This is a genomic window from Pedobacter sp. G11 (assembly GCF_003860265.1).
GTDB lineage: Bacteria > Bacteroidota > Bacteroidia > Sphingobacteriales > Sphingobacteriaceae > Pedobacter > Pedobacter agri.
The window spans coordinates 3,010,189-3,036,310 of the sequence record NZ_CP034190.1 but is presented as its reverse complement, the minus strand read 5'-3'; the positions used below and the strand labels follow the sequence as shown (position 1 = coordinate 3,036,310).

The following is a 26,122-nucleotide window of genomic DNA, read 5'->3' as shown; positions in this document are numbered from 1 at the left end:
AAGAATACAGTATATATGACGAGTGAAGAAAAAATTAGAAGTGCTTTTGAAAACAAAGATTGGCAGGAAATTAAAGTAACCGATTCCTGGCAGATTTTTAAAATAATGGCCGAGTTTGTAGATGGCTTTGAGAAGCTGGCTAAAATTGGTCCATGCGTTACCATTTACGGATCTGCCCGTACTGCAGAAACAAACAGATATTATCAATTAGCAGAACAGTGCGGTAAGTTATTAACCGATCGGGGTTACGGTGTAATTACCGGTGGTGGTCCTGGTATTATGGAGGCTGGAAATAAAGGAGCTTACAGCAATGGCGGTAAATCAGTTGGTTTAAATATCGAATTACCGTTTGAGCAATTTCATAACAAATATATCGATCACAATAAATTGCTGGAGTTTGACTACTTCTTTGTTCGCAAGGTAATGTTCATGAAATATAGTCAGGGTTTTGTGGTACTTCCAGGTGGTTTCGGAACCATGGATGAGCTTTTTGAGGCTTTGACATTAATTCAAACAGGTAAAATTGCCCGTTTCCCAATTGTGCTTTTAGGCAAGGATTACTGGAGTGGCCTGATCGATTGGATTAAGGGAACCATGCTACAAAAAGAGCATAACATACATGAGGAGGATTTAAATTTATTCAGATTGGTAGATACTGCTGAAGAAGCTGCAGAGCATATCTTTAGGTTCTATGATAAATATGTATTGAAGCCTAACTTCTAAAGCTTTAGCATCTGGGTAATTTTAAATCAATAATATTAATAGGTGTTTGTTTCCACAGGCACCTATTTTTTTATGACAAATCTCCGTTGTAACAAGTTAATAAATCTGCTATCTAAACTAAAACGCAACTCAAATGGCAAAGTATATTAATTGGAAAAGCAATTGGTTTAACTCGAATTTTGAACTGTTTGTTGATGGTATACAGAAGGGTGCAATTAAATTTAATAGCTGGACAAGCAATGCGGAAACCGTATTTGAAGATCAGCATTATTTATTTACCAATGTTGGTTTTTGGCAATCGAAAACAAATGTGATTGATAGAAAAACGAATGAACTGATCGCCATTATTACTTATGATAGCTGGAAATCGAAAGCCATCATCAGCATGAAATCGGGCGAACAATATGAATGGAAACCAACAAGTTTTTGGAAATCAGAATGGATTGTTTCCAACTTTAAGGACACAAATGTGTTATATAGCACAAATGGCAAATCGGGAACGATCTCGTCAGACTCGGATAACAAATTGCTGATTATTGCTGGATTGTTTATCAAACAGATTTATAACAAAAAAGCAGCTGCAGTGATTGCATGTTTTATGCCTATCATGGTTGCAACAATTACCTGGAATTAAACAAATTACAATTTACCCTGTGGTATGGAAAAAATATTAAATTGGAGAAAAGGGTTATTTGATAGTAATTATCAGGTATTTGAGCAGGCGTATTTAAAATTTTCGTTGAATTTTAGTCCATTGAAAAATACTGCAATTGCTACTACCCAAAAAGGAATTTATTTATTACGAAGCGACGGTTATAGCAATCCGGAAACCAAAGTTTTTAACAGTAATCATGAAGTTTTGGCCACCATCCGGTATGATTGGATGGCGTTTAAAGCAAAAATCATTCTAGCAAGCGGAGAAAATTTAGATTGGAGTTTCCAAAACAGCTGGTTAAGCAGGTGGACATTGAACAACCATTTAGACAAACAAATTATTTACAATTCCTCATCAAGCAGTGGATTAATTCATAGCAATGCAGATGATGAACTATTGATTTTTACTGGTTTATTTATTCGTGAATATTATACCAGAATTATTTACGGAATGGTTTTATTTGTACTCTTCTTATCGTTTGTAAGAAACATTTTTTAGAACTATTTTAGGAGTTCGTTAATCTTTTCCAACGGTCTGGCTACAACAGCCTGGTTTCCTGAAACTACAATTGGCCTTTCTATTAGTATTGGGTGCTGAACCATAGCTTCCAACCAGGCCTCATCACTTAAAGATTTGTTCTTGTATTTTTCTAGGTAAATTTTTTCTGTTTTACGAATAAGTTCAATGGGTTTAACGCCTAACTTTTCAATCAGCCCCTTTAACTGCAATAAATCTGGGGGTGTTTCCAAATAATAAATTACTTCAAACTCCTTTCCACTAGTTTCAAGAGCCTGTAAAGCCTGGCGACTTTTCGTACATCGGTTATTGTGATAGATCTGAATCATAAAATGAGTTAAAGGCCACTTACGCCGCCACTTACCACCAACTTCATTGCATCTGCTGCACTCATATTTAAGTCTTTCACTTTATCACGCTTTACAATGCATAGCTGACCTGCAAATGAGTAAGATAATGGAAAATAAACTGCCACATCATCTGGCAGCTCCAGTTTATGTAAATCATTTTGAGTCAGAAAACCGATCTTTTTCAAACCGCCTTCCACCTCTACCAACACAGGATGATTAAATTTCTTTTCATCGCCTACAAAAGCTTCAGTTAAATCTTTAATAGATGAGTAAATGAAATTCAGCAAAGGTAATCGGTGCATTATCCGCTGAAACCAGTTGTACATGGGTTCGGTAACCAGGTTGGTTACAAAAATTCCTGCCGCTAAAATGATCGTAAGTACCGTGAGCAAACCTAAACCCGGAATGTTTCTGCTTTCTCCTGTTTTCGGGTTTACGCCTAAAATATTATTTATGTTCAACCAGCTATCTACTGTAGTAACTGCCCAAACAACAATGAAAATACTCACTGCAATGGGTACAACAATTAATAAACCTTTAATCAGATAGTTTAAAATAGCTTTCCCGACTTTATTCATGCTGCAAACTTAGCTAAAATTCGGCAAATCGGTTGATTGTTAAATTGCGTAATCATTCAAAATATCGATTTAAAAGCATCTTAAACATTTCAGCGATATCACAACTGATTACTGTATTATTCATAAAAATAAACCCGCTTTACCCGCTGAGAGATATTGGTAAGTATTTCGTATGGAATGGTGCCAACGTCTTCGGCGAGTTGCATGATGGTATGATCCTGATTAAATACAATTGCCTCATCACCTGGCTTTACATCAATGCCGGTAATATCAAGCATAGTCATATCCATACAAATGGAACCAATTGTAGGCACGAGCTGACCATTGATCAACATTTTCCCGACACCATTTCCAAATGCCCGGTTATAGCCATCCGCATAACCAATTTTTACGGTTGCGATTTTCCCGCCGTAAGGCATTACGCCTCTCCTGCTATACCCTACTGTTTCGCCTGCTTTTAAATTCTTTACTTGCGTCACGGTAGTTTTGAGTGTCATTACGGTTTGTAGTCCGCGGTTGTTAGTTAACGCGGCATCAAAGCCGTACAAACCTATGCCCAAACGCACCATATCCATTTGGTTGTTAGGCCAGCGACTGATGCCCGAAGTGTTCGCAATATGTAGCAATGGCTTGTAGCCCAAAGCAGCAATTAACTGACTGGCGATAAGACTAAATTTTTCAATCTGTTGTTGAGTAAATCCATCGTGTTCAGCTTCTCCACTGGCAACAAGATGCGAAAAGATGCTTTTCACATTTAACCGCTGAGAATCGCTCAATAACAATAATAGTTTTTCTATTTCATCAGAATCAAAGCCGAGCCTGTGCATACCACTATCAATCTTGATATGAATCGGGTAATCGAATTCGTAATCTGACAATGCATTTAAAAAACTATTTAAAATTTCCAGGCTGTAAATTTCGGGTTCTAAACGATATTTGATAAGGGCTTCGAAAGCAGATTCTTCTGGGCTCATAACCATAATGGGCAACGTAATCCCGGCTTTCCGCAAAGCGATACCTTCATCTGCGTAAGCAACTGCCAAATAATCAACTTTATGAAATTGCAACAAATTTGCAATTTCGAAGCTACCACTACCGTAGGAAAACGCTTTTACCATAGCCATAATTTTAACACCCGGCTTTATTTTCGAGCGATAAAACTGCAAATTACCTACCATCGCATTCAAATCGATCTCCAAGACAGTATCGTGAATTTTCTGGGTAAGAAGTTTGCTTATCCTTCCAAAATCGAAACGCCGGGCACCTTTAACCAATACCGTTTCATGGCTAAATTGTAAACCTGGAAAAGCATCTACAAAAGCGTTTGTATTATCAAAAAATTGCGTTTCAAACTTGAAAAGTTCGCCATATTTAGAAATATGCGGTCCAATACCAATTAACCTAGAAACTTTTTTCTGCGCCAATAAATCCGCAATTTCAGTATATAAATCCAAGTCATCCCGGCCGGTTTCAAACAATTCAGAAAGAATTACCGTTTTCTTTGGATGCTGATTTTGTTGATTTAAAAAGTCCAGCGCTATCGCCAGTGAGGAAATATCTGCGCTATAGGAATCATCGATAATAGAACATTGGTTAATACCGTTCTTCAGTTCCAAGCGCATACTTACGTGACTCAGTTTTTCTAAACGTTGGTCAGCCTGTTCAGGCGAATATCCCAAAGCAAGCAAAGTTGCCCAGCATATCATACCATTTTCTATGGATGCTTTATCTTTAAAAGGCAGCATGCATTCTATCTCGCGGTCTTGGTAGATGGCTTGCAGATAACAATTTCCCTCAATTGGTTCAACAGCAATAATGCGCAAATCTGCAGCTTGAGAAGTACTCCAGCTAAAATGTTTTTTTCCTGGCAAATCTTTAAAACTGATGTCTGACACATATTCAGGAGAATAAATCAATAGATCAGCAGCTTTGAATAATTTAAGTTTTTCTACTAATTTTTCTTTTTTAGAATTGAAACCTTCAGCATGTGCTTCGCGGATATTGGTCAAAATCCCAATTTCAGGTCTGATTATATCCGCCAATGTTTCCATTTCATCAACGGCAGAAATTCCAGCTTCGAAAATACCAAGGTCATGATCTACATCAATCTGCCATACAGAAAGCGGCACACCAATTTGTGAATTGAAACTTTTGGGACTTCGAACAATATTATAATCTGCAGCCAGAAGCTGATACAACCATTCCTTCACAATCGTTTTCCCATTGCTTCCCGTAATGCCGATGGTTTTTAAATTAAAATGGTTTCTATGAGCAGTGGCCAGTTTTTGTAATGCCTCCAAAACATCATTTACAATTATGAAATTGCAATCTGGATATTCGCTGAGATATTTTTCTTCGGTAATGACGAAATTTCTGATGCCTCTATGATAAGCATCAGGAATAAACTCATGTCCGTTTCGATGCGAAGCTAAAGCAAAAAACAACGAATTTTCCGGCACTAAAACCGATCGGCTATCAATTACCAGATACTGTATAAAGGCTTGTTCATCAATTAATTTAGCATCGGCATTTAAAATTTCGGCAATTCTGGAAATGGTATAAATCGGTTTTAGCATTTTAATTATATTCAGAAAAATACGTTAATCGTGTTTACTTTTACGAAGTTCAATAAATAATTATGAAAAGCGGTAAACAAGAAGCAGCAATATTAGATAAAAAACAGGCATTAGCCAAAGCTGAAAGCTTTTGTGTTTACCAGGAGCGTTCGCAAAAGGAAGTTCGGTATAAATTGGTTGAGTGGGGAATCAGAGGCGATGAACTCGAAGAAATTTTGTCTGAACTTATTGTTGATAATTTTTTGAATGAAGAGCGTTTTGCAAAACAGTATGCCTCCGGTAAGTTCAACATCAAAAAGTGGGGTCGTGTTAAAATTAAACAGGGCTTAAAACTAAAAGGTATACCCGACAGACTTCTGCAAAAAGCGCTATATAGTATAGATGAAGATGATTATCTGAATACCCTAACTGCATTGGCTGAAAAGAAAGCAGAATTTCTACATGAATCAAACCCTTTGAAAAGAAAAATGAAGTTGATGAGCTACCTCCAGGGGCGTGGATTTGAAAATGAATTAATTTTAGTGGTACTGAAAGCCAGCAATTTAAATTAAATATTAAACTTTTAATAAAAAATCCCTTGACAGAAATAGAAATCTGTCTATATTTGCATCACCAAAACGAAACAGCATATCGGTTTTGTTTCATGCGAAAGTAGCTCAGTTGGTAGAGCACGACCTTGCCAAGGTCGGGGTCGCGAGTTCGAATCTCGTCTTTCGCTCCAAATGCCTTCCGGACGGAAGGCATTTATTTTAAGACATTAATCACTTCCTTTTTTAGGGTTTGACTAATGCTCGGGTGGTGGAACTGGTAGACACGCAGGACTTAAAATCCTGTGCTTTCAAAGGCGTGCGGGTTCGATTCCCGCCCCGAGTACAATAAACAAATCGAAACTAAAGCCATCTTAACCGATGGCTTTTTTGTTTGATTCAAATTCGGCTATGGACACATCAGCATATCTCGCGGTAATTAAGCTTCGCGGATCTTGAATAAGGACGATATAAATTATTCCACGGTAAAAAAAGCTACTTCCCGGGTAATCTGCCCATTCACGCCTATCCCTTCCAATGTAACCTGGTATTTCCCTTTTTCATCAGAAGTAAAGAAATCTATTTCCGCTATTCCATCTTTTCCAGTGATGATATTGGGGTTCCAGTATAAGGGATTGCGACGATCTGGTATTGAATTGTTTGTGTTATTTAGATAATCTGGCGCAGAGAAGTTTTTTGGAGCAGAAAATCCCATGATCCTTTTTTTGATGATACCCGTAGTTTGCTCAGGATTCCGGTTAAAATTTGGATTATGGTGATTGGAGGTCAGAAATATAATACCGTTCTTGACGTGTTGACCATAAACATTCACTTCGCTGGGATCCGCCCCATGCGGTTGATGTACTGAATTTGCCATATTTTTCGCTATAAGTCCACCCCTAACTATTTGCACCCCTGTTAACGATCTGGGATCTACAAAAGATAAATCCTCAATGTTTAACCCGTTAAGTAAAAGTAGCAACTGCCCTCCACCAGGACTCACAACTTTATTATTAATTACCGTTACTCCTATTAGTCTGCTTCTTAAGTAATCAATCAAATTTATAATCTTATGAAGTTCTTCCGCTTCAATGGTATAATCAGGCGGTGGAGCAGCAAATGGATACGCTGAACCAGGAATTACTGGTCGGCGTTTTGCCGCAATTTCTACAGTTTTTAATTCATTTATCTTTTCTTTTTTACGGCCTGGTGAAATCATTGTATCCTGACCTTTTACCTGCGTCGGATTGATTCCAGAAGAATCTGGAACAATGTGCTCATCTACTGTGTTTTTTGAAGGACATGTCGCATCATCCAATAGGATCTTCACATTTTTTTCTGCACCAATGTTGATTACTCTGATTACCACATCGGCACTATCTAAAATCGCGAAATTTTGAAACAAAAACCTGCCCTGATCGTCAGCTATTGTATCAATGAGGATCATATCCTTGACAGAAAATAGGTTTACTTTTGCTCCGGCCATAGGCTCACCATTCGTTTTCATGACCTTTCCGCCTATTGACAAAGTTTTTTCCGGCGTCAGTTGAGGTAAATTTTGGTTCCCTGTTAGCCCGCCCTGCAAAGTGGACATGCTTGATTGCTGGCTAAGCAACTTCATATCCAGTTCTGCTCTTCCGGTATCACTTAGCGGATCAAAATTTAAAAAATTACGATCATCAAACTGATCGGTATTCGAAGCTAAAATAAGGCTTGACCATATCGTCGGCCTGTTTTGATTTTCGCCCGTTTGCTCGCCTACTTTAGCCACGGCGATGGAATAGCCTCCGGAGACGCCTGTGCCCGTAGCATCGGTGATTTTAAGATTTATTTTAACCTGTGCTCTGCTGGCATATTGGTTTGGTGTTAACGACAACGAGTTTTTGGATGGCTTCACCTCTGGTAAAAAGAATGATCGGCTGGCAAGCAACTTGTTGTATTTTGAAAATAGCAAAACCTCATTTAAGCCTACTGGAAAAGATGCTGTAGGAACTTTTACTATTGCCGTGTTAGATGATGATATTGGTACAGCTACTGCGTTTAATATACTTCCTTTGGAATAAAAAACTAACTGAGCCTCAGGTTCACTTACTACAGACCTGGAAACTCTGACCAATAATGTATCTTGAAAAATAGAATTTACGGACAGTACATAACCACTGTCGCTAACTTTTGGTAAGGAAAAATGTTTTTGCACATTAAATTGCTCCACTATGGCGGTATATTTAGCTCCACTTCTAGGTGAGATTGCAAACATTCCCATTCCTGATTTTCCTGTGTTAAACTCAGCAACTCTTTTATTCTGGTCATCCACAATATAGCCGCTTAAAACCAGTGGACGACCGTGTAAACCTGCAGTGCTAACTACAAACTTCGAGCGCAAACCAGCAACAAACGTTCCGCCTTCCGGATAAAATAGCACATTCGCTACTTCACTGCTGCCCGGCAAAACCTTAACATCTTTTCCAATATTTAAGTTGAATGCATAATTTTTCGCTGAATCATCCGCCATGAGTCGCGTATAGACATTGAATTTGTATGCTCCTTCCTTAAACATTTGATTTGATAAATATAGCTGACCATTTGCCATTCCGGCGTTTACAGGATGAAGTTTCTTCTGGATAATTCCATCACCATTGATGATTTCAACATGAACAACACCACTTAAGGCTGATAGCTGATGGTTAAAGCTATTTACTACATATATTTTATACCAAACAGTGTCACCTAGATTGTAACTTACCTTGTCGAAATGGACATGTACACGCTCTTGAGGATGATGTTGAATGTACTCATCAAAAGTTGAGCTTAAATCTGCAGCACTAATCTTAAGTATATCAGTACTTTCAATTTTCTGAGCAAATACCGTTTCAACGATTAAGAAAATAAGCAGGAATAAGCTTAGGAGTTTATTCATTTTTTTAGTTTAACATGCAGTTTGCGAGAAATCAAAAAAAGGCGATGAAGGCGTTCATCAAATAATAAGGTGATTATCATTTGAGAAATTATAGAATCGCTAAGTTTCGATGATTTACAAGGACAAAGGCTTCATGAGATAGAATGTTAATTTCATCCAATATAATATTTATTTAGGTAGGCTACAAATTGATGAAATCTACAGCCAGCACGCTATCATTTTTTTTAAAATATTTTTGATAGTGAAATTTATATTTCTATATTTGCAACCCCAAAGGGAATACAGCGATTGTATTAAAAATGCGAAAGTAGCTCAGTTGGTAGAGCACGACCTTGCCAAGGTCGGGGTCGCGAGTTCGAATCTCGTCTTTCGCTCTAAATGCCTTTCCTACCGGAAGGCATTTATTTTAAAACATTAATCACCTCGATTTATCGGGTCTGACTAATGCTCGGGTGGTGGAACTGGTAGACACGCAGGACTTAAAATCCTGTGCTTTCAAAGGCGTGCGGGTTCGATTCCCGCCCCGAGTACAATAAACAAATCGAAACTAAAGCCATCTTAACCGATGGCTTTTTTTTTGTCTTGAAATTTAAGAAACAATCCTACAATCTTTATAACAAAAAAGGCCTTCAAATTTTGAAGACCTTAATAAGTTGTGTTATATAATCTGATAATTTACATTAACCCGTTTTGGATAATTACTTTCCGCCTCATTGAGAGAGATAAAAGAGGCCTGATCATGAACCTCGTTTTTTAAGGCATGCTCATAATGAAATTGAAAAGTTTCCTGATAGTTTTCTGGTAAGTTTTTTGTCGCTTCGATTAAAAGATTTCGGTCATTTAAATTCTCTGGCAATAAAGTGATGTCGCAATTTCCTTCACTTATTTCTTTAACTAGATATTTCATTTGTTTTTTAACATTCGGTTCTTGTGTTAAGTTGTTTTCAAGAACAGTCCAAAAATAGCTTTAGTGACTATTTTCTATGTAATCTAAAAGTTAATTTTACAACCAAATTTCTCAACAAGATGATGGTCAATACGTTAAATAATATCTAGTTATGATAAATTGATAATAAAAAAAGCTTCAGATGGTGGTCTGAAGCTTTTATGTTTTTCGGTAAATGTGTGTAATTCTAGGTAAATATCTTTTAAACTTCCTTTTGTACCTTTTGTTCATCAGTACCTTCTTGTCCGTTCTTAAATTCTTTAATCCCTTTTCCAAGGCCTTTCATCAATTCCGGAATTTTTTTTCCGCCAAATAATAAAAGGATGGCAATGCCTAAAATGATCATTTCTGGCCCGCCTAAAATGGCTGTGATGGTTGTGTTTAACATTTCTTCAGGTTTATATTTAGGTTATCCGCTAGCGAATACATCATTATATACGATTGATATATATCGCCGGTTTTTATTAATTAAAATAAATTCAGTTTAAGATGGCAAATTCAATTGATGATCTACCCGCTTGAGTAAATCATAGATATCAAAAGGCTTTGAAATAAAACCTTGCGCATTGCAACTTCTGTTTATTTCACCAATTTTTGCATGTGCACTCATCATTAGCACAGGAATGTTTTTGGTAGTTTCTGAGGTTTTCAAGCCACTACAAATATCTATTCCACTGCCATCAGGCAGCATCACATCCAGTAAAAATAAGTCGGGTGTAAGGTTTTTTGCATTTAAGTTAAAATCTTCAATACTTGAAAATCCCATTACATCATAATTTTCTTCTCTTAAAAGCAGAATAATTACATCCCTAATTCCCTCGTCGTCTTCTAGCACACACACACTTTTTCCCATCTCGTTAATTTTATTCTAATCCGTTCCCAATTCAATTATTTAAAAACCAATTAATTAACCCCCGATAAATTAAATTGTTTTGTTTATTTAGCATCTATTAAAATAAGATAAGAAAAAGGCAGGCGCTCAACATCAAGACCTTACTGAATACATCATTTTTTCCCTTTGAGTTTATCTTCAAACATTTTAATGAAAAAGCCACCAATAACACTTCTGGCCGTAAAATTTTGTCTTCTCGCATCTTTCGTTTCGTGCCAGTCGCTCAAGGGAACGCGATCTGGCGTTTCTACTGCATAAGTATAAACTGGTTCAATAAGGGTTTCAAAATCCTTCCTTTCGGATGCCAGCGCAGCGGTCCATGTAATCCAATCAGATTTTGTATAGGTTTTTCTGCTATCTAAAGGCAATCCGTATTTGGTTTGTTTGGTTAGATAAAACTTGATTTCCTTATCGTATACCGATTGAGGAAATAATTCCAAACCCAATACCTTATCCCAAACAAGGTTATATTTTTGGCTCCAGGTATTTTTATCATTAAACGTTAATGCATAATGATCTCCGGCATCTGCCAGAGTCATCCATTTTTTCGCCATTTCCTTGGCCATTGCAGTGTATTTTGCAGCGGCTACCCTGTCTCCGATTTTTTCAGCCAACATGCCATAGCCACCTAAAGCCACAATTGCTTTCACAGAGAGATTAGCGTTCCTGGCCAGGTGCCCAGCGAAATCGTCTGTTGACAACTGATTCGCAGGATCAAGACCTTCTTTACTTAAATATTCTGCCCAGATAGTTAAGGTTTTCCAATGTTTTTTGGCGTAGGATGCATTCCCTTCAGTTTTTGCAATTGCAGCCATTAAAATCAACATATTTCCCGATTCTTCAATGGGCATATCTTCACCATAGGTTTGACCATTAGCCAAGGGGTAGGTACCTAAATCATGAGCTGAATAAGGTTTAGTCCATTTTCCGCTTTCACTAAAATAAAATATCCCGTTCATCATACCTTTAACTAAATCCGGATTGTAGATTAAAAACAATGGTGCAGATGGGTATGTGATATCAACTGTGCCAATAGAACCGTTGCTAAAATTCTCTTTCGATAAGAATAACAATTCCCCTTCCGGACTTTTCACTAATTTGTGTGCAGAAACAGCTTGCCTGTAAGCCAATATACACAACTTGGCGTATTTCTCCCCTCCGCTTTTAACAGCATCAGCATATAACTTTCGGTCAAATGCAGCAGCTCTTTCCATTACGCTAGCATACTGTTTGCTAGCTAACTGCAGTTGATTTTCAATGGTTTCTTTACCACTACTATTCCACCATGGCCTTAAATTAGTTTTAAAATATTGTAAAGAATAAATATCATCGTATCCAAGTAACACATAATTTTCCTGCGTGGCAGTACCAACCTTACCTAACGGGATAATAGTATTTAACACCAGCTGCTCTCCTGTCATCGTTGTTTGTTGAATTGACTTTCCGGTCAAAAAACCTGTTAGCGCCTCACCTGCTGTAGAAATGCTTTGAACACTTTTATAAGCGGAAGGTGCAGCAACATACATATATCCCCAATCAATTCTCACATCATCACCAGCTCGCTTAAGTAACGGTTGTTCTGTAGTTCCAGCTTTTAGTATAGAGAGCTGTTCTGCTGCATATTTTCGAGCTTCAACAGGTTGGAAAGGCGTATGTGTTGCGATATTTGTTGATGCGCCGTAATATAGTTTTACATCATGCTGTTTCCCATCGTTTGATTTAACTTTTGTAGCAATATAAGATACCGGACGTGAAAGCAAATCAAGGTCATCCATTAAAAGCGGCGAAGTGAAGGTTAGTGTTAAATCAACTGATCCGCAAACAAATGTGTAAATGGTTTGCAGGGCATTAAACGATAACGTTTTTTGCCTGGCTTCTGCAATTTTTACAGCTGCAGCACCAGTGGGTTCTTGTACCAAACCGAAATCAAGAAATGAAGGTCCACCCGTATTTTTGGCATAAACAGCCAGTACATTTTTGCCTGTTCTTAAAAGCTTTTTATCTAATTCGATGTAAACAAATTTTCCTTCCAGTTTTGGCACATTGTAAACCTCCTTGCCATTTAAATAAGCAATGGCGTTATCATCATGCCTGATTTTTAAAAAGATGGCATTATTGCTTATCTTGTTGATGTCAAAACTCCTTCTGGCCCAGATTTCATCCTTTTTCCATAAAGTTTTCACTTGCGATTGCTCGCTTCCTGCAGGTCCTAATCCTGTTTTCCAATCGCTACCTTTGAAATCGATATCCGTCCAATTTGTAACAGGTTTATTTTCGGTATAGCTAATTTCCATGGGTTTTTCATCAGCAGTTGGCAGAATGGATTGATAAACCTTCTCCGATTGCCCTAAGAAACTGTAAACCGTTCCATCAACACTGATTAATCCGGTTAGCGATTGATTGGCTCCTGTCCAGTGTTTTGTAGTGCTTTTATGTAATGAATCTGATGACGACCAGATGCTAAAATATGGGTCGTGAGTAATTAAAGGATAAGCAGGTGCAGTTCGCTGGGCAAAAACAGCAGTATAGCCGATTAGTAACAGCACAAAAATTGTTCTCATATTATATTTGGTAAAACGTTTAACTAACCTCCAAAGTAAGGAATCAATTGAGAAATATCGATTTGTTTTCGATTTGTTACGCAACACCCTTCGGCGAAACGCAATGCAAATTTGTCGCATATGCCCTTGCACAAATGCAAAACGTTCTACTAATTTTATATCATTAATTAATCTTAAAAAAATGGAAACGAAAACACCAATTACAGTTGAAGCGACAATAAATGAACCAGTGGAAAAGGTTTGGCAATACTGGGCAGCGCCTGAGCACATTACGAAATGGACATTTGCTTCAAGCGACTGGCATGCTCCCTATGCAGAAAATGACTTGCAAACTGGCGGGAAATTTAAAACCAGAATGGAAGCTAAAGATGGAAGTTTTGGATTCGATTTCGAAGGCACTTATAGTGAGGTGAAGACTCATGAACTCATTGCATACGGATTGGAAGACGGCAGACAGGTAAAAATCACGTTTGAAGAAGTAGGTGGAAAAACTAAACTAACAGAAACCTTCGATCCGGAAAATCAAAATCCATTGGAGATGCAGAAAAGCGGATGGCAGTCGATCTTAGATAATTTTAAAAAATACACTGAAGAAAATTAGTACACACGCGCTTCCAGAAACGGAAGCGCTTTCCATTTATTTTTAGCGTGTCGTTGCTACTCATTTTCCAACTTACATTTAAACACATCATCATCGAATACTGGCGGATGCCATTAGTTCAAATAATTAAATGTATTTTGTTGGCGCTATGAAAACTACTTTAACACTCTTCATCTTGGGATTTTTCACCTCACTTGCGCAGGCACAGCAAGGTAAACCAGCTGCTGCTACGCTGATTAAAAATGAAATTGGACGAAGCACTTTAGACACTAATGAAATTGTTTTTGATGAATCGGGCAAAGCCTTACGCTATTATCAGTATCAAAAGCTTTTAAATTCTGGAAATTATACGATAAGTAGAAACTTGAATGATCCTGGTGCACAAAAAATTGTTAAGAAAATTTCTGCCGATGAGAAAGAAAGAATGTATGGCTTAATTAAAAATTTAATGGTGATCAAAAGTCCGCTACTACAAGAAAACATGAAGTTAGACTTAAAACCATTTGAAAATTTTTTCCCTGAAGAACAATTGAGAGATAAAGTTATTTTGATGGTATTCTGGAATGTAGATTGTCCGCCATGCACAGAAAGTTTTAGCGACCTGGATGATATGGCTAAAGAACTGGATTCACCAAAGGATTTATTGATCCTGGCCATTACATCAAATGCTAAAAAGGTTGCTTCGGCTAAGCTCAAAGAAAAGCCGCTAATCTATGGTCAGGTAATTTCTGATGCAAGAAAAATGATTACAGGTTATGAACTTAATTCCTTTCCATCCTATGTAGTGGCAGATAAAAACGGTATCATCAGATTTGCAATAAGTGGAATGTCGCAAATTACCATTCCAGGCGTAAAAAGGGCTATTGTAGCATCATTGGCAAAATAATTTGAAAAGGAAAGTATTTCCTTGATTCGACATTTTGCTTTGTTCTCGTTTTTCTTAGCTAAAAAACTTGTATTGTAATTTTAAATAAAAAGCAGAAATCTCACATTGCTTGTTTATCTTGTATTTCAAAAAATCAAAACCTATGGATCAGAAAATTATCAATCTTTACGATGAATATACCCACAGCCAGTTAAGCAGAAAAGATTTCATGAAGAAACTTGCTGTGATTGCTGGTAGCACCGCACTGGCCATGACTATTTTGCCAATGCTAGAGAATAATTATGCTGCGGCTGCTGATTTCACCAGCGATGATATCGACGTAGAAAATATAACCTACCCAGGTGTTGATGGCGACATGAAAGCTGTTTTGGCAAAACCTAAAGGCAAGAAGAAGCTGGGTAGCGTACTGGTTATTCACGAAAACCGTGGATTAAACCCGCATATAATTGATGTAACCAAACGAATGGCTGCAGAAGGCTTCATTGCTTTAGGTGTTGATGCGCTTTCTCCTTTAGGTGGAACACCAGCTGATGAAGATAAAGGACGTGAGTTAATTGGCAAGCTCGATCCGGAGAAAAACCTGCAAAACTATTTGAAAGGATTGGAATATCTACGCAACAGAAAAGATGGTAATGGCAAAGTAGGTTGCGTTGGTTTTTGCTGGGGAGGTGGAATGGCAAATAAACTTGCCGTAAACGATCCAAATTTACAGGCTGCCGTAGCATATTATGGCGCACAGGCTAATGTTGCTGACGTATCTAAGATCAAAGCGAGTTTACTGTTACATTATGGCGGTTTGGATGAACGTATAAACGCTGGTATTCCAGCTTACGAACAAGCTTTAAAAGAGAACAAAGTTGATTATAAAATTTATATCTACGACGGCGTAAACCACGCTTTTAACAATAACACCTCACCTACCAGATATAATGAGGCTGCAGCAAAACTGGCCTGGCAACGAACAATCGATTTATTTAAAAGGAAACTTTCAATTTTAACCAGATAAATCCTTAAAACAAATCTGTTTTGAGCATATCTTTTAAAATATTAGATTGGACATCAAAATTGTTTAGATGATTTAGAAAGCTGATATCGGATATTTTCTGATAACTGCTTTCTAACAAATCCTGCACCTCTTTAGACATTGCCGTTTTTAAAACAGCAGCATTACCTTTAAGTTTATCGTTTTTAAATTCGAGTTCCTGAACAATGCGTTCCCGCTCAGAAAGATTATTTGTGGTGTCCAGATCTTTAAATTGTGATAAATCGCAAAATAAAAATAAGTTTCTGGCCGGAAAGAAAAGGAAATAGTTTTGGCTATCCAGAAATTTATAAACCTCAATAATCATCTCTCCGGATTTTAGGCCAAGGTAAAATTCGGTTCTAAAATCATACTTACATAACCGGCCCATCAGCTTTTTTTCAATGGTTGCGTAGGCATTTGAGTAAATATTTTTCCCCTGGAAATCTATCAACTTGGCTAATTGATCGGCTGTTAAATCGAAGTAATAATCGTTGGCGTATTTAGCACTAAATACATTAATATTTTTGGAAAAAGGAAAATCGGTACTTAAATCCGAAAGGTTGTTATACAGCCTCCTGAGTGATTGGTTTACCTTCAGCGATTGTTTTTGTTTATCCTGAACAAAACCTTGTTGACCATTAAGCGTTCCGGCCATTTTATCAATGAGTGCCTCATTCAAGTTGATTTCATCATAGATTAAAGCAACGTTTTTTTCATTGCTTTTTTTGATTTTTCGGAGCAAAGCGATGACGCTATCGGTAAACTGCAAATGGAACAAATCGAGTTTTTCAATCTCCAAATCTTCATTATTCGAAAATAACTGATGGATAACCTGAGTTCTCAAGAATATTTTATAGATAATCTCATCATCAAAAAACACAGAGAGCAACTGTAAACGGTTGATCTCTGCGTTTGATTTTTTTAAAATATTTGAACGGTATTCATCCATAGTTTAGCTTAACTCACCCGCGTCACATTCTTTTTCAACTCGGCTTCTAATGTTTTCAATTCACCATCAAGCACTTTTCTACTTTGTGCACCAGCTTCATGAATTTGTTTTACTTCATTCAACGTTTCTATCAATGAAGAGGTCGTCATTTTTAACGTCTCCAAAGAAACAACAGTTTTTTCGTTTTCTTTAGCAACATCGATACTATTTTGCTTCAGCATTTCTGCATTTTTCTGCAAAATGGTATTGGTTGTATCAGAAATTTTCTTTTGCATTTCTACATTGGCTTTCTGCCTTTGCAATGCCACCGCAATGGTTAACTGATTTTTCCAAACCGGAATCGTAGTTGATACGATTGATTGCGCTTTTTCTGCAATTGACGTATTATTATTTTGAACCACCCTGATTTGAGCCAATGATTGCAGCATGATAAAACGGACAATTTTCATATCAGCCAGTCGCTTATCCAGCCGGCTTGTAAAGTCACGCAAATCAGCAATTTCATAATCCTGGTAATCAGCTGGTCGCCCTTCCATCTCTGCCAGTTTAATTTGCAGTTCGTTAAATTTCAGCTGACCGGAAATAATTAAATCCTCCATCTGATGGATATAACTTACATTGCTATCAAACATGGTTTGCAAAGCAGAATTATCCTTTATCGAATTCAATCGTCCTGCTTTAATTTTATTGGTAATCTTATCGATGTTATTTACTACCACATCGTATTTCTGAAATAGTTTCTTCACATCCACCACCAGATTTTTCAAGAACGGAATGCGGGAAATGAAACTTTTGAAGCCACTTTGCTCTAATTCCGAAACATCGATATAGTTCAATTCAGTAAGCAATTCATTAATCAAACCGCCAACTTCACCGCTGTTGTAAGTTCTTACAGAGGCCAGGAAATCGTTACTGTATTTCTCCATTGAATTTTGGGCCTCGCTTCCATAATTCAAAATGGAATTGACATCAGATGGCTCTAAAGATTTGGCGATCTCGCGATATTTTGCCGTTTCCTCAGTTGTAATCGCCTCCAGGTTTACGTTGCCGTCTTTATCCAGTTTTACTGGCGTTAGGCTTGGCAGGGCAGCATTTGGGTTGGTTTCCATAGTTTAATGTTAAGCTTTCAACTATAAATAATTTTGCGTTACGGTTTTAACCGTCTCTTCTAACTTTTTATCTCGTGTTGGTTCTCCAATAGCGTTAAATTTCCACTCTCCGTTTTTCTTATAAAAAACACCCATCACCATCGATACCGATCCTTTAAACGCGGCATCATTGGCAATATCATAAGTAGCGAAAACTTCATTTACACGTTTGCTTGTTCCTTCGTAAATGCGGATAGATGCAAATGGAATGGTACCAAAATCATGACCTCTGAAACTGTTTAATACAAATGCAACATAGTTAACGCTGGCGTCTAACTGAGATAAATCCAAGGTAATCACCTCATTATCCAGGCCATCATCACCGCCCACATCACCGGTTAAGTCATCTCCACTGTGCTTAACCGAACCGTTTTTAGATTTCAGGTTACCAAAATACACAACCTCTAAAAGCTGTTTATTATCATTATATAAAGCGCAGCTGGCATCTAAATCTACCGCTTCTTTCGATGAACCGAAACCGAACAAGCCCTTTTTTTCAATAGCGCCCCAGTTAATGCCTACACAAACGTTTTGAAGCTTGTTGCCATTTGTTTTTTCTAAGCTTATCCGCTGTCCTTTTTGAAGATTGATTGCCATAATATTATTGATATTTATTTAAATAATCCTGTAAACCACCCTTCATGCCCATTCCAACTGCTTCGAATTTCCATTTTCCTTCGCGTTTGTAAATCCTGCCAAATTCAACAGCAGTTTCGATAGAAAAGTCTTCCTCTAACTCATATTTTAAAATTACCTCATTGGTTGTTGCATCAAATATGCGGACGAATGAATTTCTCACCTGTCCAAAATTTTGCCTTCTGCTTTCCGCTTCGTGAATGGTAACTACAACGCAAATCTCATTTACCTTAGCATCAATTTTTGTTAAATCAACCTTAATTTGTTCATCGTCGCCATCACCATCTCCAGTTAAATTATCTCCGGTATGTTCAACTGCCCCATCAGGAGAAACCAGATTGTTGTAGAATACAAAATTTTCGTCAGAAACCAGTTTTTTCTGATCATTCAAAATAAAAATTGAAGCATCTAAATCAAATGCGGCACCGGTTGTTGAACTATTGGTATCCCAACCTAAACCTATTGTAAATTTAGGAGCATCAATATTTTCTCTTTGCCCCTTTTGCAAATTAATAGCCATATTTTAAATTAATTTATAATTGTTATTTTTAATATAATCTTTTATTTGATGTAAATTCTTCGCGTAAGCATCGATTAAGTGATAGCCATTTCCCAGCGATAAATCGTAAAGTTCGTTGATAAAATCATTTGACCTGCGTTCCAGAAAAATTTTAAAACTTTCTGCATCGGTATTAAGGATATACTTCACTATTCTGGTATTGAAGCAAAAATCGCCCCCGTCAATAATTTCCTCCAGATCGAAAATTGACTTCACCTGGTGGTAATTTAGAAAATTCTCTACGTTTGGATGAATGTTTTTATTAACCAGTTCGGCAAAGTACAACATATGCATCTCGTTTGAAAGTCCATATGCTTTCGCCATTTTCAAAATCATTCGTTCATGGCTTCCTGTGATTTTGATATCATCTAAAAACAACAGCGTTTTCCCAACCAGGAAATCTTTATCAATATGAAATGAATCATTGCCGATTAAGCTTAAGCGCTCTTCGGCACTTAACTCGCCGTAATCTTCTTTGTAGGTTACCGTTCTATGCACCTTAGTTTCCTGCACCTGCAAACCGCCATTTTCTACCAACCAACGGTTCAGTTGAGAAACAAAATAATTTTTCATCGCAAAGGTTGCGGTAGGAATAAAACTGTAAGGGCTTGAAATAACAACAATTTGATTGGTAATCAGGTTATTGGCCAGGTAGTATTTAATGAAGCCATCGGCAAGGTCTTTCCCAAAACACTTCGCGATTAAATTATCGCCAAATTTAAATCTACTGTAGTGATCTGGGTTGAAGCCAAAATCTGTGGTATTATCGATTTTATGGAGAGCGTATGTGTAAGGTATCATGAAAGTAATGTTAAGATAGATTTATTGTTGGAATTGATGAGCATGCTGTTTATTCCTATTGCCTGAGCGCCACCAACGTCAGCATGCGGATTATCTCCAACGTGAATAATATTATTTAAATTAATTTCGGGATGTTTTTTCTTGTCGATTGTATTTAACATCAATTCAAAAAATTCGGGATTTGGCTTCGACAATCTCACTTCATCCGAGTATAATTGAAAATCAATAAACTGATCGATTTGTAAATGCCGGAGCACCTGCTTTAAAGTTTCGCCTTTGATGAAACCTGTATTGCTTAAAATATTTGTTGAGCTTAAACCATTCTCTTTAATCTGAGAAAGCACCGGAATACATTGATCACAGTACAACAATGGCATATGTTCAAAAAGTAAATTTTCCATTTCCTGGTACAACTGTGTCAAATCTAATTCCTGAAACTGAAAGTTATAATCATTGATGATGCTAATCACCATCAGATACATTTCATCAGCATCAACATTCTTCCCTGTTTTTTCATTGATGGCATTAACCATTAAATCAACCTGCCGGAAAATAAGCGCTACCTCTTCAATACTTTTATTTTTAGTATTAAATTTTTCATAGAAGTAACTTGTTCTTTCTTGCTTAAATCTTGGGTTTGATTTAATTAATGTTAACCAAAGATCGAATGAATAATGTTTGTAAAAAGCCATTGCACTTATTTCCTGATCTGCGTTATAAAATTCTAATATTACAAAATTGATTGTAGAATGAGAAATATTTGAATGTAAGTTTTACGACAGATAAGGTTGTAATTAAAAAAATGAATTAAATATCAAAACAACCTCTGCATCAAAAAGCTGAACAGATTGTTCCATTATTTAGAATTAAAAAAAGTATGTTCGTTACAGCTTAACACAAATTTAATTTAGGTTTAATTGATAAATGGCTCCCTTTTCGCCCGCAAGAATAACTGAATTGCCTTTTTTTGCTTTTTGTACAGCATTGAAACTTTTATCGGAAATATGTCTCCAGTTTTGGCCGCCATCAGTTGATATGTCAGTGCCCGACGTTCCTGTGGCAACAAGTATATTTTCGCTAACATAGGTTACACCTGAACGGTAGCCTAAAACTGGCGTAATTGGTTTTGCCCAGGTTTTACCGCCATCTTTAGTTAATAAAACATTGTTGGTATTGATTTTATCCTGAACATAATTGCCACCTACAACCACTCCGGTTTTTGCATTAAAAAAATCCATCGAAAACGGCCCGGTGGTTTCCTGCCCTTGCCAAATCGGACATTTAAAAACATTCCAGCTTTGGCCATAATCGGCAGAATAGTAGATATTAGAAACCATGCCGCCTGTAGAAATCCAGACTTTTCCACCCGGAAAGGTTTTGATGGTTGTTCCGCTGGCTGCAAACCCGGCCTCTCCCTTGGCCAGAGGTAGCTTTAAGTTTGAAGAAATATCCATCCAGCTTTTGCCTGCATCAACAGTTTTAAGCAACTGCATTTTATCATTTATCGGATCACCGAATATAATGCCCCTGGTTTTATCCCAAAAACCCAGTCCATCAAGAAAAATGGCTGAGTCGACATTTTTATAATGCGCTGTCCAGGTTTCACCACCATCGTTGGTTTTTAAAATATAAGCCGGCGATCCCGCATTTACGATAATGGCTTTCTTATCATCAAAGGCTTCAATATCCCTGAAATCAAGTTTCTCATAGCCTTTTGGATTAATCCACTGCCAGGTGCTGCCGCCATCAACCGACTTACCCACCGTTCCACCGCTCCCACTTACCCATATAATCTGATCCGTTACTACATTCAAACCCCGCAAACTTGTTTTTGCACCCTCATTAAGCGGTTTGAAAGAATATGTTTGCGCAACGCAAAAAAAAGGTACCATTAAAAGGCACCATAGTATTTTTTTCATTAGTGTTTATTGCTAGAGGTAAAAGGATGGCTTAATCTTCACTCAGTTTTTTAAGATTAAGCATCACGCTGCTTTATTTTACTATTTAACCCTTCTGAATGTTTCTGAACGGCCAAGTAATGAAATACCAACATATCCGCGAACATTTAGCACATCATTACCTTTCAAGGTCATATTACAGCTGTAATTCTTACCACTTTTCGGATCATAAATTGTTCCGTCAGTCCATTTTCCATCTTCATAAACAAAATCTTTCAGGATTTCCAGATTGAGAAGTGGTCTTTTTTGCAAGGCCTCATTCGGATTTTTAGCATCTAACTTTGGTTTCCCGTTTAAGTTAGGTTCCTTCATCCATGCCAGTTTACCAAAATACTTATCACCTTTTTTGTAAATCTCAATTTGTCCTTCGCCAGATGGATTTAGCCACTTACCGATAATGGCATCCTTACTTTGTGCAATGGCTGAAAACGAAACAGCTACAAATAGCAGCATCAGGGATGGGATCTTTCTCATATTTTTTATTTCTAGTTAGTTTTTAAAGATAGTTAATCATCTTTTATAGTGAAACAATAAATAAAGCAAAAAAGTATGAGAAAGTTTTAAAATCGAGAAAAATTACCTGGAGATAATGGGTAGGTATTTTTGACGATAGGCATAAAACAGGAAAAGATTAAAAATCAACATTACGGCAACCAGTGGCAATTCTTTTGGGCCGAGAAATGCGTGGTACAAGAAAATATTTAACGTCACCGGAAAAATGATGATGGCTGCAAGTGGTGCCGTTCTACCAATTAAAAGCATTAAACCTGCAATTAATTCTGTTACTTTAATCAATGGAAACAAATATTTAGTTACCATAATACCTGTCATAAAAGTAGTTTGGTCGGCAGTCATTTTAGGCATCTCCCCCATCTGAATATTAAAAAGAACAGGTACAGAAGCAAAAATGTACATGCCCCCTAATAATACACGGATAATAATGATTGCAATTTTCATATTTATAAGTTTTAGTTTCTTTACTATTTTAATTTGTTTCCCCCTCTATTAATTCAATCCATTTATTGATAAATTGTTCCAATGCTGGCTTTTTGCCTTCAATGTCATCAAGGTTATAAAAACGAGCTTCTCTCCTATCTTTCCATTCGCCTTGCAAAATAGATGGCTCATGTAACATGTTGCCATCATAAAAAATGAAGATTATTTGAACGTAACCTTTAGCACGAAGATTAAAAGCGGCCATATCTTTTTGATAAAAAAAACTTGGCGCATTCCATTTTATCCTTTCTTCCAATTTACTGTTAGCATCGATAATGATGGAGCGTAGAAGCGCTATTTCTGTTTTATGAGGATGCACCAGCTGACTCATATAATGATCAACTTCTGCATTCCCGCTTAGCTTTGTCTTTTTCACAGCCATGATTATTTAATTAATTCAATTTTCATCCATGGCTGCCATTCATTATTAACAAAACGTTCCCAAACGCCCTTGATGCGGCTACCCTTAAAATTTCCCTGAAATCTTTCGTTATCACCAAATATGAGGATGATATCATCCATAATTTTCATTGATGAAATGGTAATTGAGCCATCGTTTCCAAATGATTGCGTTCTAAAAATATCATCCATATCATCATAATGAATAATGTCGAGAGCACTGACTTTCTGATCATCGATTTGTACACTCACCTTATGCATCAAGAAAAATTCACCTTCTACCCATTCATAAATATCCGTACCCTCAACCAAATTTCCATCTACGGTGTTACCCGATGTACGCCAGTGACCAATAAATGGTTCTAATAGCTTCAGTTTTTCGTTCCTCATTACTGAGATGTTTTACTACTAATTTATCAAAAAATATCATTAATGTGCACTTAAAACACATGTAGCTTGTGCTAAGGCATTTTTTATAAGTGCTACATATAGCTCATGCCAGGATAACCTAGCAATCGTCGCCATAATGCAATTTGCCCGATACAATTTGCTTCCCGATAACTGGTAAAACTAAGCATATCAAAAAGTGTCATCTCCATACCCGGCATTTCGATCTGCTCGTTCAGTTTTTCTTCAGAGGCATTGATTAATGCATCATATAACAAGGGCGAAATTTTCTCCCAATCTGCTTTAAATTCTGCTAATGTGGGATAATTGGCGTCATCTATAATTCCTTGATTATCTTTGAACAACTCACCTGTTGATGATTTTTCGTTGATACCGAAAGATTTCGCTAAGAAATAACGGCCAGAAATCACACTACCTGTAATCCATGCGATATGGTTTGCCTTGGTGTTTAAACGCGTTTGTGCATCTTTTTCTTCTATTCCCTCTAATGCCCTTAACAAAAAATCTGTTTGCATTTCATAAAGAACCAATATTCCAGATAATTTGCTGCTGCTAGATTGTGCTTTCATAACAATAGGTTTTATTAAATAAAGATATTCGATTCTCGATACAAAACCGATTGCTGTTGAAGTCAATATTAGGGGGGATTTAAGACAATTGCGAACAGCAGAAAAAATGTTTGTCTAAAATTTCTAGCATATCTGTCAGGACGATTTTAATACAACACAGAAAGAATTCCAAGGAAGGATAAATAAGTATGATTCATGCTTTTATGTGTTGCATTATCGCTTTCCAATTGCGAAATTTGCGCCATAAATGAACTTAGAAAACGAATTTGGAGAGCGGAAGTGGGACGAGTTTGGTGGAATTTCTCCACTAATAGCTTTGTTTAAGTCATATCATCCCTTAAATCCCGAGATTGAAAAAATCATCAACGAACAAACATTTCCTGTCAGATTTGATAAAAATAAACATATTGCCTCGCCGTTAAAGCGCAACAGATATATTTATTTGATTCTTCAGGGATCAGTACATGGTTACATTAAAATGGGAACTGAAAAGGTAACCACCTGGATTGCCATTGAAAATGAACTTGCAGGAACCATACGCAATTTATGGACCGAGGAAGCATCAGAAGAATATATTGAATCGATAGACCCGGTGTTGGCGATAGCGATACCCCATGCGATGTCTCGACAGCTTTATCAACAATTCCCCATCGCAAACTATGTGGGACGGAAAATGACCGAGATATATTTTAAGAGTGCTTCAGAAAGAGCTTTTATAAGCAGATTGCCAACAGCTAAAAAGCGTTATGAGCGATATTTAATTACCTATTCCTACTTAGTCGACCGAGTCCCATTAAAATATATTGCCTCGTTTTTAAACATGCGATTAGAAACACTGAGCCGAATCAGGGCTACGATAGCTAAAGAAACTGAGAAAATGCTCACTGAACGTTAATAAAAATGGCTTGCATTGAACAGGCAAGCCATTTTTATGTTCTTTATTTCACTTTCACCACAACTTTTCCTTTGGCTCGTCCGCTCTCAACATAAGCCAAGGCTTCGTTGATTTGTTCAAAAGGAAAAACTTTGTCAACGATCGGTTTGATGGTACCAGACTCAATTAGTGCGGTAATTTTATTTAACTGCTCGCCCTCTGCCCTCATAAATAAAAAAGTATAGTTAACATTGTGCTTTTTTGCTTTCTTCCGGATTCCGCTGCTGATCAGTGAAAGAATGATTTTGACAAACCACGGCACGCCTGCCTCTTTTGCAAAAGCTGGTGTTGGCGGACCAGAAATGGAAACTGCCTTTCCTCCAGGCTTTAGGATACGGATTGATTTTTCAAGTGTTTTCGTGTCCTGACTATTCAAAACAACATCATAGTCTTTTAATATATCTTCAAAATTCTGTGTTTTATAATCAATCAGAACATCTGAACCCAGTTGCTTTAGCATGGTGAAACTTTTTTCACTTGCAGTGGTTGCAACTGTAGCACCCAAGTATTTTGCCAATTGTATCGCAATAGTTCCCACACCACCAGAACCTGCCTGAATGAAAACCTTTTGCCCTTTATAGAGGTTCGCTTTCTCCACCAACGCCTGCCAAGCGGTCAATGCCACCAATGGAATAGATGCAGCTTCCTCCATAGTCAAGTTTTTGGGTTTAAAGGCCACATCATTTTCGTCAATGGCAATAAATTCTGCAAATGTACCGATGTGAAAATCAGCAGGACGTGAATAAACTTCATCCCCAACCCTAAATTTTCTTACATTTTTACCGACCTTCATTACCACACCTGCAACATCATGGCCCAACACCAGCGGAAGCTTATAGGGTAAAATCTGCTTAAATTCCCCTGATTTTATTTTAGCGTCCAACAGGTTTAAGCCCGCTGCATGAACTTCTATCAACACCTCATTATCTTTAACCTGTGGAACAGATACATCGTTAAGGTGTAAGGTTTCTTTTTTTCCGTATTTATTAATGGTATATGCTTTCATCCTGATG

The 26,122-nt window shown here is 37.1% G+C and carries 29 protein-coding genes and 4 tRNA genes; 12 read left to right on the top strand and 21 right to left on the bottom strand.

All coding sequences use genetic code 11. The features are described 5' to 3' along the window. The first annotated feature begins 15 nt into the window (after positions 1-15). The 3 genes from EA772_RS13265 to EA772_RS13255 all read left to right on the top strand — a co-directional run bounded on the left by EA772_RS13265 (position 16) and on the right by EA772_RS13255 (position 1,876). Positions 16-723, top strand: coding sequence for a TIGR00730 family Rossman fold protein (locus EA772_RS13265; RefSeq protein ID WP_124913631.1), 708 nt, complete (start codon positions 16-18; stop codon positions 721-723). Positions 724-856: 133 nt separating this feature from the next. Continuing rightward, positions 857-1,357, top strand: a complete 501-nt coding sequence (locus EA772_RS13260) for a hypothetical protein (RefSeq protein WP_124913630.1) — start codon at positions 857-859, stop codon at positions 1,355-1,357. A gap of 24 nt (positions 1,358-1,381) precedes the next feature. Then, a complete protein-coding gene (locus EA772_RS13255) occupies positions 1,382-1,876 on the top strand; it encodes a hypothetical protein (protein ID WP_116170027.1) in 495 nt (164 codons plus the stop codon). A gap of 2 nt (positions 1,877-1,878) precedes the next feature. On the opposite strand, the gene arsC is transcribed toward EA772_RS13255, so the two are convergent. The 3 genes from arsC to EA772_RS13240 form a co-directional block, all read right to left on the bottom strand. Then, positions 1,879-2,223: an arsenate reductase (glutaredoxin) gene (arsC, locus tag EA772_RS13250; protein ID WP_124913629.1), complete on the bottom strand. Its 345-nt coding sequence runs from the start codon at positions 2,221-2,223 to the stop codon at positions 1,879-1,881. Positions 2,224-2,231: 8 nt separating this feature from the next. Further along, complete coding sequence (locus tag EA772_RS13245; protein ID WP_010602196.1) at positions 2,232-2,822, bottom strand: DUF502 domain-containing protein; 591 nt, start codon at positions 2,820-2,822, stop codon at positions 2,232-2,234. Between the two features lie 116 nt (positions 2,823-2,938). Next, on the bottom strand, positions 2,939-5,398 hold the full coding sequence (locus EA772_RS13240) for a bifunctional UDP-N-acetylmuramoyl-tripeptide:D-alanyl-D-alanine ligase/alanine racemase (protein ID WP_124913628.1): 2,460 nt from the start codon (positions 5,396-5,398) through the stop codon (positions 2,939-2,941). Between the two features lie 62 nt (positions 5,399-5,460). On the opposite strand from EA772_RS13240, the gene EA772_RS13235 reads away from it, so the two are divergent. From EA772_RS13235 to EA772_RS13225, 3 genes are all read left to right on the top strand, one after another. Then, complete coding sequence (locus EA772_RS13235; protein ID WP_124913627.1) at positions 5,461-5,949, top strand: regulatory protein RecX; 489 nt, start codon at positions 5,461-5,463, stop codon at positions 5,947-5,949. Positions 5,950-6,043: 94 nt separating this feature from the next. Then, positions 6,044-6,119: transfer RNA gene (locus EA772_RS13230), tRNA-Gly, on the top strand. A gap of 68 nt (positions 6,120-6,187) precedes the next feature. Further along, positions 6,188-6,271 (top strand) — tRNA-Leu (locus EA772_RS13225). A 129-nt stretch (positions 6,272-6,400) separates the two neighbouring features. Here the strand turns inward: EA772_RS13225 and EA772_RS13220 are convergent. After that, a complete protein-coding gene (locus EA772_RS13220; protein ID WP_124913626.1) occupies positions 6,401-8,842 on the bottom strand; it encodes a carboxypeptidase regulatory-like domain-containing protein in 2,442 nt (813 codons plus the stop codon). Positions 8,843-9,143: 301 nt separating this feature from the next. Here EA772_RS13220 and EA772_RS13215 point away from each other — a divergent pair. After that, positions 9,144-9,216: transfer RNA gene (locus EA772_RS13215), tRNA-Gly, on the top strand. Between the two features lie 72 nt (positions 9,217-9,288). Next, positions 9,289-9,372 (top strand) — tRNA-Leu (locus tag EA772_RS13210). 128 nt (positions 9,373-9,500) lie between these two features. Here EA772_RS13210 and EA772_RS13205 read toward each other — a convergent pair. The 4 genes from EA772_RS13205 to EA772_RS13190 form a co-directional block, all read right to left on the bottom strand. Then, positions 9,501-9,749 (bottom strand): hypothetical protein, encoded by a 249-nt coding sequence (locus tag EA772_RS13205; protein ID WP_010600795.1) that lies wholly within the window; start codon positions 9,747-9,749, stop codon positions 9,501-9,503. Positions 9,750-9,990: 241 nt separating this feature from the next. Next, positions 9,991-10,176, bottom strand: coding sequence for a twin-arginine translocase TatA/TatE family subunit (tatA, locus tag EA772_RS13200; protein ID WP_124913625.1), 186 nt, complete (start codon positions 10,174-10,176; stop codon positions 9,991-9,993). A gap of 96 nt (positions 10,177-10,272) precedes the next feature. After that, positions 10,273-10,641 carry a PleD family two-component system response regulator gene (locus EA772_RS13195; protein WP_010600797.1) on the bottom strand — a complete coding sequence of 123 codons (369 nt, stop codon included), beginning with the start codon at positions 10,639-10,641 and terminating at the stop codon, positions 10,273-10,275. Between the two features lie 152 nt (positions 10,642-10,793). Beyond that, positions 10,794-13,241 carry a glutaminase family protein gene (locus tag EA772_RS13190; RefSeq protein WP_124913624.1) on the bottom strand — a complete coding sequence of 816 codons (2,448 nt, stop codon included), beginning with the start codon at positions 13,239-13,241 and terminating at the stop codon, positions 10,794-10,796. A gap of 181 nt (positions 13,242-13,422) precedes the next feature. Between EA772_RS13190 and EA772_RS13185 the strand changes: the two genes are divergently transcribed. From EA772_RS13185 to EA772_RS13175, 3 genes are all read left to right on the top strand, one after another. Beyond that, positions 13,423-13,842: an SRPBCC family protein gene (locus EA772_RS13185; RefSeq protein ID WP_010600799.1), complete on the top strand. Its 420-nt coding sequence runs from the start codon at positions 13,423-13,425 to the stop codon at positions 13,840-13,842. Positions 13,843-13,990: 148 nt separating this feature from the next. After that, positions 13,991-14,728 (top strand): TlpA disulfide reductase family protein, encoded by a 738-nt coding sequence (locus EA772_RS13180; RefSeq protein WP_168187543.1) that lies wholly within the window; start codon positions 13,991-13,993, stop codon positions 14,726-14,728. A 142-nt stretch (positions 14,729-14,870) separates the two neighbouring features. Further along, positions 14,871-15,734, top strand: coding sequence for a dienelactone hydrolase family protein (locus EA772_RS13175; protein ID WP_124913622.1), 864 nt, complete (start codon positions 14,871-14,873; stop codon positions 15,732-15,734). Between the two features lie 4 nt (positions 15,735-15,738). Here EA772_RS13175 and EA772_RS13170 read toward each other — a convergent pair whose 3' ends face one another. The 12 genes from EA772_RS13170 to EA772_RS13115 all read right to left on the bottom strand — a co-directional run bounded on the left by EA772_RS13170 (position 15,739) and on the right by EA772_RS13115 (position 24,175). Next, a complete protein-coding gene (locus EA772_RS13170; RefSeq protein ID WP_124913621.1) occupies positions 15,739-16,701 on the bottom strand; it encodes a hypothetical protein in 963 nt (320 codons plus the stop codon). Positions 16,702-16,709: 8 nt separating this feature from the next. Beyond that, positions 16,710-17,810 (bottom strand): toxic anion resistance protein, encoded by a 1,101-nt coding sequence (locus EA772_RS13165; protein ID WP_116170017.1) that lies wholly within the window; start codon positions 17,808-17,810, stop codon positions 16,710-16,712. 21 nt (positions 17,811-17,831) lie between these two features. Further along, positions 17,832-18,446, bottom strand: coding sequence for a TerD family protein (locus tag EA772_RS13160; protein WP_124913620.1), 615 nt, complete (start codon positions 18,444-18,446; stop codon positions 17,832-17,834). Positions 18,447-18,450: 4 nt separating this feature from the next. Next, positions 18,451-19,005, bottom strand: coding sequence for a TerD family protein (locus tag EA772_RS13155; protein WP_010600804.1), 555 nt, complete (start codon positions 19,003-19,005; stop codon positions 18,451-18,453). Positions 19,006-19,008: 3 nt separating this feature from the next. Further along, a complete protein-coding gene (locus EA772_RS13150; RefSeq protein ID WP_010600805.1) occupies positions 19,009-19,845 on the bottom strand; it encodes a phosphoribosyltransferase family protein in 837 nt (278 codons plus the stop codon). After that, positions 19,842-20,537 carry an HAD family hydrolase gene (locus EA772_RS13145; protein ID WP_116170014.1) on the bottom strand — a complete coding sequence of 232 codons (696 nt, stop codon included), beginning with the start codon at positions 20,535-20,537 and terminating at the stop codon, positions 19,842-19,844. The genes EA772_RS13150 and EA772_RS13145 overlap by 4 nt, the downstream gene beginning before the upstream one ends. Positions 20,538-20,747: 210 nt before the next feature. Further along, positions 20,748-21,764 carry a YCF48-related protein gene (locus EA772_RS13140; protein ID WP_246833928.1) on the bottom strand — a complete coding sequence of 339 codons (1,017 nt, stop codon included), beginning with the start codon at positions 21,762-21,764 and terminating at the stop codon, positions 20,748-20,750. An 81-nt stretch (positions 21,765-21,845) separates the two neighbouring features. After that, on the bottom strand, positions 21,846-22,277 hold the full coding sequence (locus tag EA772_RS13135; RefSeq protein ID WP_124913619.1) for a DUF2147 domain-containing protein: 432 nt from the start codon (positions 22,275-22,277) through the stop codon (positions 21,846-21,848). Between the two features lie 102 nt (positions 22,278-22,379). Next, on the bottom strand, positions 22,380-22,760 hold the full coding sequence (locus EA772_RS13130; RefSeq protein WP_010600809.1) for a DoxX family membrane protein: 381 nt from the start codon (positions 22,758-22,760) through the stop codon (positions 22,380-22,382). Between the two features lie 28 nt (positions 22,761-22,788). After that, the gene (locus EA772_RS13125) at positions 22,789-23,181 is read right to left on the bottom strand and encodes a DUF1801 domain-containing protein (RefSeq protein ID WP_124913618.1); all 393 of its coding nucleotides are present in this window, start codon (positions 23,179-23,181) and stop codon (positions 22,789-22,791) included. 2 nt (positions 23,182-23,183) lie between these two features. Continuing rightward, positions 23,184-23,588 carry a hypothetical protein gene (locus EA772_RS13120; protein WP_124913617.1) on the bottom strand — a complete coding sequence of 135 codons (405 nt, stop codon included), beginning with the start codon at positions 23,586-23,588 and terminating at the stop codon, positions 23,184-23,186. Positions 23,589-23,680: 92 nt separating this feature from the next. Beyond that, on the bottom strand, positions 23,681-24,175 hold the full coding sequence (locus EA772_RS13115) for a DinB family protein (RefSeq protein WP_124913616.1): 495 nt from the start codon (positions 24,173-24,175) through the stop codon (positions 23,681-23,683). Between the two features lie 247 nt (positions 24,176-24,422). Between EA772_RS13115 and EA772_RS13110 the strand changes: the two genes are divergently transcribed. After that, on the top strand, positions 24,423-25,070 hold the full coding sequence (locus EA772_RS13110; RefSeq protein WP_124913615.1) for a Crp/Fnr family transcriptional regulator: 648 nt from the start codon (positions 24,423-24,425) through the stop codon (positions 25,068-25,070). A 43-nt stretch (positions 25,071-25,113) separates the two neighbouring features. Here the strand turns inward: EA772_RS13110 and EA772_RS13105 are convergent, their stop codons facing one another. Continuing rightward, on the bottom strand, positions 25,114-26,115 hold the full coding sequence (locus tag EA772_RS13105) for an NADP-dependent oxidoreductase (RefSeq protein WP_124913614.1): 1,002 nt from the start codon (positions 26,113-26,115) through the stop codon (positions 25,114-25,116). Positions 26,116-26,122: the final 7 nt, after the last annotated feature.